Annotated in this window: 6 protein-coding genes; 1 reads left to right on the top strand and 5 read right to left on the bottom strand. The window is 37.6% G+C overall.

The window, feature by feature from the left end:
* Positions 1-39: 39 nt before the first annotated feature.
* The 5 genes from BACPLE_RS00260 to BACPLE_RS18680 all read right to left on the bottom strand — a co-directional run bounded on the left by BACPLE_RS00260 (position 40) and on the right by BACPLE_RS18680 (position 10,592).
* Positions 40-1,554: a right-handed parallel beta-helix repeat-containing protein gene (locus BACPLE_RS00260; protein WP_007557771.1), complete on the bottom strand. Its 1,515-nt coding sequence runs from the start codon at positions 1,552-1,554 to the stop codon at positions 40-42.
* Positions 1,555-1,624: 70 nt separating this feature from the next.
* Positions 1,625-3,268, bottom strand: a complete 1,644-nt coding sequence (locus tag BACPLE_RS00255; RefSeq protein WP_007557769.1) for a RagB/SusD family nutrient uptake outer membrane protein — start codon at positions 3,266-3,268, stop codon at positions 1,625-1,627.
* Positions 3,269-3,305: 37 nt separating this feature from the next.
* Positions 3,306-6,317 (bottom strand): SusC/RagA family TonB-linked outer membrane protein, encoded by a 3,012-nt coding sequence (locus BACPLE_RS00250; protein WP_007557767.1) that lies wholly within the window; start codon positions 6,315-6,317, stop codon positions 3,306-3,308.
* Positions 6,318-6,475: 158 nt separating this feature from the next.
* Complete coding sequence (locus tag BACPLE_RS00245) at positions 6,476-10,189, bottom strand: hybrid sensor histidine kinase/response regulator transcription factor (protein ID WP_007557765.1); 3,714 nt, start codon at positions 10,187-10,189, stop codon at positions 6,476-6,478.
* Positions 10,146-10,592, bottom strand: a complete 447-nt coding sequence (locus tag BACPLE_RS18680; protein WP_167535709.1) for a ligand-binding sensor domain-containing protein — start codon at positions 10,590-10,592, stop codon at positions 10,146-10,148. The genes BACPLE_RS00245 and BACPLE_RS18680 overlap by 44 nt, the downstream gene beginning before the upstream one ends.
* A 192-nt stretch (positions 10,593-10,784) precedes the next feature.
* Here BACPLE_RS18680 and BACPLE_RS00240 point away from each other — a divergent pair, with 192 nt between their 5' ends.
* On the top strand, positions 10,785-12,602 hold the full coding sequence (locus tag BACPLE_RS00240; RefSeq protein WP_007557761.1) for a glycoside hydrolase family 2 protein: 1,818 nt from the start codon (positions 10,785-10,787) through the stop codon (positions 12,600-12,602).
* Positions 12,603-12,665 lie beyond the last annotated feature (63 nt).

The raw sequence follows: 12,665 nt of genomic DNA, 5'->3' as shown, positions 1-12,665 counted from the left end.
AAAAGAGTGAGGGGATTTTTTGTATAAGAATTTCTTTTGTTAGAATATACTTTGGAAAAATGCCTTGATGGCTTCTGGCTTTATGTAATGAAGTGTATGCTCTTTTACTTTTATAGAATCCATCAGGCAATGTAGCCCTTTATAGCCGTCAGCAGATTCTTTCAGCACTTTTTCTGTATAGAAGTTTTCGGCTTTCTTGTTTTTCGGGCTTTCCGGTAGATTTTTAAACTGCCCGATGTAGATGTTTTCTTCGAAAGCATTTCGGGTAGAAGATGTAAAATCAAAACGGCTGGGTTCTGCTGCATAATAGATATTTTGACGGAAGCAAGTACTGTCTGCATATCCATCCCAAGAGTCAGAGGTGATCATCGTACGGTCTACTATATCAGAAGGTTTAAGGTTAGCGTGGATGATATTACGTTCGACTAATGTTTGCTTTACGGGACCAGCAATGTGGATACTGGGAGAAAACATACCTTGACGTGTTTCTTTCGGGCGTATACCGTCTCCTATACTGATATTATATCGAACAATACTTCCGATGTTTCCGCAGCTATAATCTCCTGCATTTCCACTGTTGCATATAAGTACCATTCCTCCGTAATTGTCGTGACTGTAATTGTATTGTATAAGGGTATTCTGGCAATTGTAGTCGGAATCGAATCCTTGTGCATCCCATGGTGCTTTATGTCCCCATACTTCATTATATTGTATGATGGTATTGTCACAACTCCAAGGCCAGATACCTGCTGCTGCCTCTGTCATAGGAAGAATGTCGGGTGAATCGCACATGAGATTATACTCAATCAGTGTACTGTCACAACCTATGGGGACAATGCCGTCACCAGGTACTTTTTCAATCACATTGTTTCTTACGATGGTATGTTTATTCGGATACCAGTTTTTACGGTCGTAATAACCGCTCCAAATCATGGCATTGCGTTCACATCTTAAAATGTGACAATTTTCTATGGTCAGACTATCAAAGCGTGAGCGAATACTGTCTCCTCCGTTTACAATCAGAATACCACTTCCTCCTCCCTCTTCTTTGACAAGAGAACCATTGACATCACGTATGGTAAGGTTGTTTATTCTGATATTATGAGAAATACCATAATTCGTGCATTCTACTTTTAATCCAGTACGTCCGGCTTTTCGTTCTTTACCTGTATTACTGATTTCAAGGTTTTGAATTGTGAAGTAATCGGAATTGAAAATACGTACGGCATACATGGATGTATCATTCCCTGCAATACAGGGTTTTTGATTACCCTCGCCGTATGCATCGATGATGATGGGGTGAGTGTAGGTACCTTTGCCTGTAATATCTAAAATTCCATTAAAGACTTCTCCTCGTTTCAATAGTATTTTATCCCCTTTTTGAAGAGATGTTTTTTTTACTCGCTCCAATGTTTTCCATGCATTATCGGCAGAAAGACCGGAGTTAGTATCATTTCCATTGGTTGCATCCAGATAATAGGTTTGTGGGGGAGTGCTACAACCTGCTATAAAAAATAAGGATGTTATAAAAAAAACTTTTTTAATTGTATGCATAATGTGGAAATAGGTAAAATTAAAAAGTCACAGGTAGGCATAGATGCTCCTGTGACTTTTGTGTGATAACTTATTTTAGATTTTCGTTCAAATCAGCATCAAATGATGGGATTGTAGCATAATTGCGTGATTCATCCCAATTTCCGCTCATTTCTACACCTTCTTTTAAGGATATTCCTTCTGCCACTTCTATTGGTGTATTGGCTTGACGTGTTGCAAAAGCATTTTTTAAATCATCCATACGGAGCTGGTCATTAGCCCGAACTACTAATGCTGGGTAATATCCGGCAACTTCATAACCGTGTTCTTTCCAGCACTTATTGGCAAATGTGGTTGGATCGCTTGCATAATTATTTGCATCATCTACTCCTGCTCCGTATGCACGGTCTAAAACCTTTTGTAAGCATTGTTTGGCTTCTTCATTTACTGAACCGCTACGAGCTTGTGCTTCTGCATACCATAAAAGAACTTCACTATATGAAACCATATAAAGAGTTTGGCTGCAAATACCATTATTCATGGTATATTCTCTGTCATTATAATCATTCATCGCACTACCGTCAGAGCCTCCTCCGTAAAGTAAGGTACGGAACATAGGATGGCATTCGCTCAGAATGAAAGAACCATTGCTATCTTTTTGGTACCAGTTGATTAACTGATCCTTATAAGTATTTTTTTCAACTAAGATTTTCCCTCCATCGCTTCCATAAATGGCATTTTTACGTGGTCCTTCTGGCATTTCTTTCCAGAACTTGATTTCGCCTACTACATCTCCCCAGCCGCCATTAGTGACAGATTCGTATGCTTGACATACAGAATGCCAGGAATCCAGTCCGGACCAGCCCCATGGATTATCTTTGTTAAATTTTATGGCAACAACACCTTCTTGTGAGTAAGGGTTGGATACATACATGAAGCGATCTTTATAGTTCGTTTCTAATTTATAATAATATGTATTATTTTTTACTCCTTTAATGACAGCTTGGGCCATTTCTGCTGCCTTTTCATAATAAGAGGTTTGATTGAGCGGATAACCTGCGCGAGCCATATAGACAGCGGCTAATACTGCTTGAGCAGCTCCCTTATTGACATAATTATTCAAACCATCTGCAATTCTCGGTGCAGTAGTATATGCTTCAGGAAGAATTCTTTCAGCCTCTTCCAAATCTGTACATATTTGTGTATAGATTTGTTCTATAGTTGACTTCCCGACAGTAAAGTCTAAGTCTGTGGTTAATACAATAGGAACTTCACCATACCAACGCACTAATTTAAAGTAAGCTACTGCTCGCCAGAATAGTGCTTGTCCCTTTCCTATATTAATTTCTTCTTCACTGGTGGGAACTTTTTCTATATTATTGAGGATAAAATTAGCAGCTTTAATAATTGCATAATTAGTGTTCCATGCACTTTTTGCATCTGCATTGTTATCGTTGACTTTGTAACTGTCAAATTCTCTATATACATCTTTGTTACCACTGGTAAGAGCTGTGATATCATCACCCATCCAGTTGGGAGATAGGCTATGGCTGCCATTGATAGAGTACTGTACCTGTGCGTATAGAACGTTGATAGCACCGTCTAAGTCGTTTTGTGATGTAAAGTAATTTTCAGGTACCATCTGTCCTTTAGGATCTTCAGTCAAGAAATCGCTACAGGAGGTTATAGCTACTGTACATGCCATTAATGCACTTATAAATATTTTTGTTTTCATATTATCGATCTGTTAGAAATTCAATGTGTTGCTAATATTAGAAATTCATTTTGATACCAAAGGTAAAGGTTCTAGGAGTTGGGTAACCACCTATATCTACACCACTACTAACATCTACACTTTTTGAAGAATCATCTGTAAAGGCAGAAGCGGTCGGATCCATTCCTTTATATTTAGTAATGGTAAACAGGTTCTGGCAGCTAACGGACAAGCGTATATCGGCAAATTTTGTCTTTGATTTTGGGAATGTGTATCCTAGGCTTAAATTTGCTAAACGTACATAGCTGGCATTTTCTACCCATTGCGTAGAGTTTGCATAATTGGTACCTCCGTTCAGTAAAGAAGCGAATTTAGCATTTTCAGGATTCACATCCCAGTTATATTCGTATGCTTCTTTGGTATTGATAAATGAGGCATCTGATATTGAGGTTGACATCGCGTAACGTACCAAGTTCAAACGATCCATTCCAAATGCACCGGTCAGGAACATGCTTAAATCCCAGTTCTTATAGTTCACTGTGTTGTTCCATCCAAATGTAAAGTTCGGGTTTGCATTACCGATTACAGTACGGTCTCCTGCATCGATACTTCCGTTTTCGTTTAAGTCAGCATATACATTTTTACCGTCTTCACTGATGCCTTCCCATACATATCCGTAGAAAGAACCGATGCTGTATCCCGGCATGACGATAGTGGCTTCATCTGCCATTTTATCTGCTGGAGTTTTTCCGTAGATGTATTCATTACTACCTAAACTTTTTACTTCATTTTTCAGGTATGTTCCAGTTAATGTGGAATTCCATTGCCAATCTTTGGTTTGAATAAGATGGGCATTGATAGAGAAGTCAAGACCCTTATTGTCGATACGTCCTACATTGGCTAAATAGTTTCCACCTCCATTATATCCAGGAATAGGTTCCTGCATTAAGCAGTCAACAGTACGTTTATAGAAATAGTCGAGTGAGAATGAGAGACGTTGGTTCCATACTGCAAATTCTACTCCTAGGTCAAATTGTTTAGTTTTTTCCCAAGTGACATCTGGAGTAGGGAGTGAAGTTGGCCAGTAACCATAATATAATTGTGAAGAAGTTCCATAGTTTGTATAGGCTTGACCTAATAGTCCAAGAGTAGAGTATGCTCCGATTCCTTGGTTACCAATCACACCATAACTGGCACGTAGCTTCATGTTTTGCATAGCTTTAAAATCTTCCATGAAAGGTTCATTGCTAAGATCCCATGCTACAGCAACAGATGGGAAATATCCCCATTTTTCTTTACTAAACTTTGAAGAGCCATCTGCACGGAATGTAGCTGTCAGTGTATAACGGTCATTGTAGTTATAGATGACGCGGCCTACACCGGATAGAAGTGTTTCTCTTGAGTAGCTGTTGCCGAGAGTCTTAGTGCTTGCCATATTCACATTCCACCATCCTACGGCTTCAGTAGAAAGGTTGTTTCCACCAATATTCATATTACGATATTCGGTAGAAGTCGCTTCCCAAACGGCTGTAGCGGTCAGATTGTGTTTCCCGAATTTTTTCATGTAAGTGAAATTGTTTGTAGATTGTAACATCATTCGGAAAGCATCACTGTTTCCCATACTGCTGATAGCAGTGGGGCTTGCTTTGGCAGAAGAGAATGAGTAAGATTTATTATCTTGATAATCGAATGCATTTGTTGTGGTAAAGGTTAATCCATCTATGATTTTAAACTGTAAAGCTAGATTTCCAGTAGCGGCGTAAGTCCGAAGTTCGCTGTTTGATGCTGCGATAGACCCTAACGGGTTACTTCCTGTAGTGTTTTTTCCTACATTGTATTTACCATCTTCGGTAAACATATCCATGGTTGGGTCATAGTTTAACGCATTGAAAATCGGGTTGGTTTTACTTGCAATATAAGTATTACCATTTCTGACTCCATGATTGAACTGTACATCTGTAGTGATAGTAAGCCAGTTTGTGACAGCAGAGTTCAAATTAACACGTGCAGAATATCGTTCATTGTCAGAATAGCGTAAAACACCTTCTTCGTTTACATAGTTGGCAGAAACATAATATTGTGTTTTTTCACTACCGCCTGAAATTGCAAGTTTATAATTCTGTACCAATCCGGAACGGAACATTTCGTCTTGCCAGTTGATACCTTTTTTACCCGTTTTGAGAGCATCCATTTCTTCTGCGGAGTATCCATTTCCCGGATACCAGAAATTATATGCTTCAGCATATTCATATGGACTGAGCATATCATAATGTTTGTAAACGTTTGATACGCCTAAAGTTGCATCGAATGTGATTTGTGTTTGTCCGGCAACTCCGGTTTTAGTAGTGACCAATACCACACCATTGGCACCTCGAGAACCATAAATTGCGGTAGAGGATGCGTCTTTTAATACTTGGATAGATTTGATATCGTCTGTATTTAATCCGCTTAATCCACCTTCACGGACAATTCCGTCAACAACATATAGAGGTTCGTTGCTAAGATTTACAGAGTTTGCACCACGTACACGAATGCGAATATCTCCTCCAGGTACGCCACTGTTTTCTACCTGTACACCAGATACTCGTCCTTGAAGAGCTTCTGAAATTCGGGTAACAGGCTGGTCTTTGAATGATTTGTTGTCCATTACAGCCACAGAACCAGCTAAGTCGGCTTTGCGTACAGTTCCGTATCCTACAACTACAACTTCATCCAACGTTTCTGTATCTTCTTTTAAGGTTAATTTTAAAGATAATCCGTTGCGGTCAACTTTTACTTCTTGGTTTTTATAACCAATATAGGAGATATTCAAAGTAGCTCCTGCATTAACTTCAATTGTGAATTTTCCATCTAAATCCGTGATTGTTCCATTGGAGGTTCCTTTTTCCACTACGCTCGCTCCAATAATCGGTTCTCCGCTTGTATCACTTACCACTCCTGTAACTTTATAAGAGCTGTTTTGTTGGATACTTGTTGTCTCGCTTGTTGTGTTAGCTGCTATATTGGCAGAATAGGATAATAGCAGCCCTAAGGTTAACAATTTACTTACGTTTAATTTTCTACGTTTCATAATATTAATTGTTTAAGTTCACATCCTTTCCAATTGGATACCGCAAAAATACTTTTGCATAAAGGAGATGATGATGAAAAAATAGCAGAAAAGGATAAAAACTAAAAATTCATCCTTTTCTGCTATTTTTTCATCCTTTTGGAGCTGGATTGAGAAACTTATTTTTCATCATTCTCTTTGTTGACTATGTGTTCTTTAGGTAGGAAACCAAATTTTTTCTTGAAGCATTGGCTAAAATATTTGGGATCGTTGAAACCAACAGAATAAGCTAGCTCAGAAACGCGTATTTTTTTCTTTTCTTCCAATAATCGGAAGGCTGCTTGTAAGCGTATGCTGGAAATGAAGGCTAGAGGAGTCATATCTGTCAGTTGTTTTAATTTTTCATTTAATGTACTTCTAGACATTTTCATTTCTTGTACGAAAACGGTTGTATCAAATTCAAGATCACTCAAGTGGGCATTTACACATTCTACTGCTTTTTTTAAGAATTCTTCGTCTTGACTTGTATAGTCTAATTCTTTGGCTTCAAATACTAGTTGTTTTCTAGAATCCCCATTGGAGTGCTCTTTTTTCTTTAGGAGATTTTCAATCTTTGCAAGTAAGACAGATATGTTTAAAGGTTTGCATATATACCCGTCTGCTCCTACTTCATATCCGGTTATTCTGTCCATATCGCTGGTCTTAGCTGTTAATAAGATTACCGGTATATGTTTGGTTTCAAATCTTTCTTTAATTTTTTTGCATAATTCAAAACCATTCATTCCAGGCATCATTATATCAGAAACTATGATATCAATCTTTTTATCTTCCAGTTGAAGTAATGCAGTTTCTCCAGATGAGGCTTCGGTAAGATCAAAATGATCTGTAAGGATACGTTTCATGACATTACGTAAGTCATCATTATCTTCTACGAATAATAATGCGGGCTTAATTTTATGTTCGGGAACAATATCATTGCTTGGCTCATGTTGAGCTTTTTCCGCAGGTGTATTGGAGATGAACTCTGTTGATGCTACAGTTTCAGAAACGTCCCAATTTGTATCATTTTCTTCAATTTCTTCTTTATTATAAGCTTCTCTGGCTATAGGGATGATGACTGTAAAAGTATTTCCTGTTTCTTTGTTACTATTAATCTTAATTTCTCCATGGTGTAATATGGTTAGATCTTTGGTCAGTGATAGTCCTATACCTGTACCAATAGTATGAAATTTTCGATAGTCACCTTCATAGAATCTCTCGAATAAATGTTTCTGTTTATTCTCAGGGATTGGTTCTCCGGGGTTATTTATACTTAGTTGAAAAAGTTTTAGTTCGCTATTGTAAGCTTGTGATATTGTAATGGTTTTGTTTTCAGGTGTATATTTGGCCGCATTAGATAATAGATTGTAGACTATCTTGTCAAGTTTGTCACAATCGAAATAGCCCTTATACTCTATGTCCATGTTCAAGAACGCAAAATGTAAGTTCTTTTTACGGACAAGAGGAGAGAAAGCTTGTGCGGAATATTGTAGGAAAGTTGTTAAACTACCATAGGATACTTTTAGCTTCTGTCTGCCATTTTCTACTTTTCTGAATTCTAATATTTGTTGGATTAAGCGTTTAAGTCGTAATACATTGTCTTCTATCTCAGGAAGAGATTTTTGAGTCTCAGGGTAATGTAATTTGATTTCATCTATAGAAGCTGAAATTATGGATAATGGGGTTAGTAATTCATGGGTTATATTCGTGAAAAATTGTAATTTGCTGTGATTGATTTCTTCATTTTTCTCGCGTTGGATATTGGCAAGTTCTACCATTTGTTGTAGTTTAATTCTTCTTTTTATGATTTTGTAAGTGTACCATATACATATAATAATGATAATGGTATAAATGCAATATGCCCACCAAGTAAACCAGGGAGGGGGGAGTATGGTAATTTTGATAGAGCGGATATTGTTAGACCATAGGCCATTGGGGTTACTGCCTCTTACGGAAAAAATGTAAGTTCCAGCAGGTAGGTTATTGTAAAATGCTGCTGGATGATATCCTTCGGTAGAGATCCATTGGTTATCATATCCTTCTAATTTGTATTCATACTTGTTTAATAGAGGATTGATGTAGTTCAATACGGAAAATCCAATACTGAAATTGTTCTGTGTGTAAGAAAGAGTGATATGCTGAGCATACTCTAGGGTTGAATCTAGGATTTTTCGCTGTTCATTGACTGGCATACGTGAAATGAGGGTATCATAAACTCTTAGTTCTGTCAATACAACAGGATATGAAACCGTATCATATTTGATGTCCGCAGGAAAAAAGTTGTTGATACCATGTACTCCACCAAAATATAGTTTCCCATCTTTTCCTCTTGCACAAGCATTTCGATTGAAAATATGATCTTGTAGTCCGTCTTCTGTAGTAAATACTTGTACGCTTTTCTTTGTTTGATCTTTATGAATGTGAATCATTTCTGAAGTAGTAGTAATCCACAATCCTTTTTGATTGTCTTCCAATATACATGATATTACTTCTCCTTTTTTCATATTAGTCGGTAATGCATACTGGAAACAATCTTTTTCAGGGTTGTAAATACTAAGTCCTTTTCCGTTTGTTCCAGCCCATATTGTATTATCACTGTCTATGTATAGTGTCATGGCTCCTATTGATATGGCGTTTTGGACTTTGATAGTGTATTGTTTGACCGTAAAATTATTATTATGAGGAGTTAACTTCCATATTCCAGAATTGGGTGTTGCAGCCCAGATATTTCCATCCTTATCTTCTTGAATTCGAAATATGGACTCTTTTTCAGGAATAAATGTTTTATTCTCAATTAAGTTGTTAATGGCATGCATTTTTCTTTGTTTGTCTAGTAAAAAAATGCCACTTCTTGTTCCTAACCATATATTTCTTTTTGAATCTTCGTATACAGAGTATATACAAACGTCTGTTAATTGTGGGTGTGATTCAATATTGATTTCTTGCACTTTTTTCCCATCAAAAATCCATAGTCCATCATCCCATGTGGCAAAACAGTACTCCCCATTATCTCTAAGTTGAATGATTTCATTGACTGTAGATATGAGAGGTAATTTTTGGAACGCATCAATTTGGTTGTATGGAATGACTTCCTGAGTTTGCATGTTATATTTTGCAAACCCAAATCCCATAATTCCTATCCAAATCCAATGATTGTCAATTGGGCAAATAGCTCTTACTGAAGCGCTTGGGAATATTTCCCTCACGGTCTTTAGAGAGTTTAGACTGAATTTACGTGTATTAGTATTGGCAATCCGGATTCCTCCTCCGAGCATGCCTACCCACATTAATCCATCTTTGCTGGATAACAATGCATCTACCTCGTTAAAAGGAAGATGTCCACTTTTATTACTAGGATAATAATTGGTGAATATACCATCTTCTGATTCCATAATGCTGAGTGCACTTCGGGAGCCTATCCATATTTTACCTGTATTTTTATCTTGAGTAATGGCATAAATGATATCGTCGGCAATACTTGATGGATTATCTTTATCGTGGGTGTACCGGATAAATCCATAGTGTTGCATGTCATATGGTTTTTGCATTTTCAGAAGTCCACATCTCCATGTACCAATCCATATATTTTCATCTTTATCTTGGAATATAATATGGGCTGAGTTGCGTGAGCATACATTTTGATATGTATATAAGCGTTGTTGTGTAGGATCATATCTGAACAGGCCTTGGCTCCAAGTGCCAATCCATATATGTCCTCGTTTGTCTTCTAATAAGGACTTGACATCAATGTTTTGAGCAGTTTTATATAGAGTAAAATTTTTTTCATCTTTTTTCTTTATAAAGAGTCCTTTATTGGTGGCCAGCCCATATTGCTCCTTCCCGTGTGCACACAACGGCTTCTACATTACTGACTTGAGGATTGGGCAAATGTATTTTTTCTATGGTTTCATGTTTTTTATTTAGCTTATATAAGCCATTGTGTGTACCAATCCACAAATTGGATTGGTTGTCTTCTGCAACTATATTAACAAATCCATCAATTGATTTTTCTGACCCTTCAGACTCTGCATGATAGATTTGGGTGGAATATCCGTCGTAGCGTACTAATCCATTGTAAGTGGCAATCCATATATATCCTTCTTTATCTTGAAAAAGATTACGAACTTCATTGGTCGGTAGCTGTATGAGGTTTTTTAATGGTGTGAAATTAATTTCTTCAATTGGTGGTAATGGTGTTCCCCAACTGTAAATAGAGAATAAAATATATACTTGGAGTAGCAAGAGAAATTTCTTCATATTGGGATTAAAATAATAAACTGTGTACAAATGTAAAAAGATTATTCTCAATATAAAAACTAAAACAGCCATTATAATAATGGCTTGTACTATAAATGAGCTGAATAAATGATTCTATTTTTTGACAGAATTGTTTTATGCAGAGTTGCTGTTTTATCCTACCTTTGTAAGGTATCTTAAAAATTAATATCAATGAAAAAACTATGGATAGGGCTTGCCTTATGGGGAGCTTTAGCAGCGCAGCTGCATGCACAATGGAGGCCGGTTGAGGGACGGATTAGAACGCAATGGTCTGAACAGGTAAATCCTGATAATGTTTTACCTGAATATCCACGACCTATTATGGAAAGAACAGAATGGAAAAATCTGAATGGCCTTTGGGATTATGCAATTATAGAAAAAGGAAAACATACCCTTTCTGTTTTTGATGGGAAAATTCTGGTACCTTTTGCTGTAGAATCTTCTTTGTCGGGAGTTGCCAAGAAGGTAGGTGCAGAGAAGGAGTTGGTCTATCGTCGTTCATTTGAAGTTCCTTCGTCTTGGAAAGGGAAAAAAGTACTTCTGCATTTCGGAGCAGTAGATTGGAAAACTGATGTATGGGTAAATGATGTAAAGGTCGGTAGTCATACCGGAGGATTTACGCCTTTCTCTTTTGATATTACAGAAGCTTTGCAGGGAAAAAACAATACTTTGATGGTAAAGGTGTGGGATCCGACAGATAAGGGTTACCAGCCAAGAGGAAAACAGGTATCGCATCCTGAAGGTATATGGTATACTCCGGTGACCGGAATATGGCAGACTGTCTGGCTGGAACCTGTCAGTGAATCTTATATTCAGGATTTGCGTATTACTCCAGACATCGATAATTCCTTGCTTTCTTTAAAGGCCTTGGTAAAAGATGCTACTTCAAAAGATTTGGTAGAGGTAAAAGTTTTTGATGGTCAACAGCTGGTAGCGCAAGGAAAAAGTATTAATGGAGAATGTGTACAGGTGGCAATGCCAGAGAATACAAAATTATGGTCGCCTGAATCTCCTTTCCTTTATACGTTGAAGGTTTCTTTAAAGCAGAACGGAAAACTGGTGGATGAAGTCTCCAGTTATGCAGCTATGCGAAAATATTCTTCCAAACGTGATGCGAACGGTATTGTACGTCTGGAGTTGAACAATAAGCCGTTGTTCCAGTTTGGCCCTTTGGATCAGGGCTGGTGGCCGGATGGATTATATACAGCTCCTACGGATGAAGCCTTATTGTATGATATACAGAAGACAAAAGACTTTGGATTTAATATGATTCGCAAGCATATTAAAGTAGAGCCTGCACGTTGGTATACCTATTGTGACAAGTTAGGTATTATTGTATGGCAGGATATGCCCAGCGGTGACCGTAATCCGGAATGGCAGAACCGGAAATATTTTGAGGGCACTGAAATGAAGCGAAGTGCAGAGTCGGAAGCTTGTTACCGGAAGGAATGGAAGGAAATAATGGATGCATTGTATTCTTATCCTTGCATTGGCACATGGATTCCATTTAATGAAGCTTGGGGACAGTTTAAAACTCCAGAAATAGTGGAATGGACCAAACAATATGACCCGACCCGTCTGGTTAATCCTGCCAGTGGAGGTAACCATTACACTTGTGGTGATATGCTGGATTTACATAACTATCCTGCTCCGGAATTGTATCTGTATGATGCACAGAGAGCTACAGTCTTAGGTGAGTATGGAGGTATTGGCTGGGTAGTACAGGGGCATATTTGGGAACCGGACCGTAACTGGGGATATATTCAGTTCAATTCTTCTAAGGAAGTGACAGATGAATACGTGAAATATGCAGAAAAACTTTATGATTTAATACCTCGTGGCTTTTCTGCAGCTGTATATACGCAGACCACAGACGTAGAAGTGGAAGTAAATGGTTTGATGACATACGACCGTAAAGTAATTAAACTGGATGAAAAGCGAGTTCGTGAGATTAATCGTAAATTATGTGAGTCTTTGAACAAAAGATAATTTGCGATAGAGACTATATATAAAATTTCCCCTTATCCCTGGGTCTGATAACAGAGGGATAAG

The organism is Phocaeicola plebeius DSM 17135 (genome assembly GCF_000187895.1).
GTDB lineage: Bacteria > Bacteroidota > Bacteroidia > Bacteroidales > Bacteroidaceae > Phocaeicola > Phocaeicola plebeius.
This window is presented reverse-complemented; position numbering and strand designations above follow the sequence as displayed.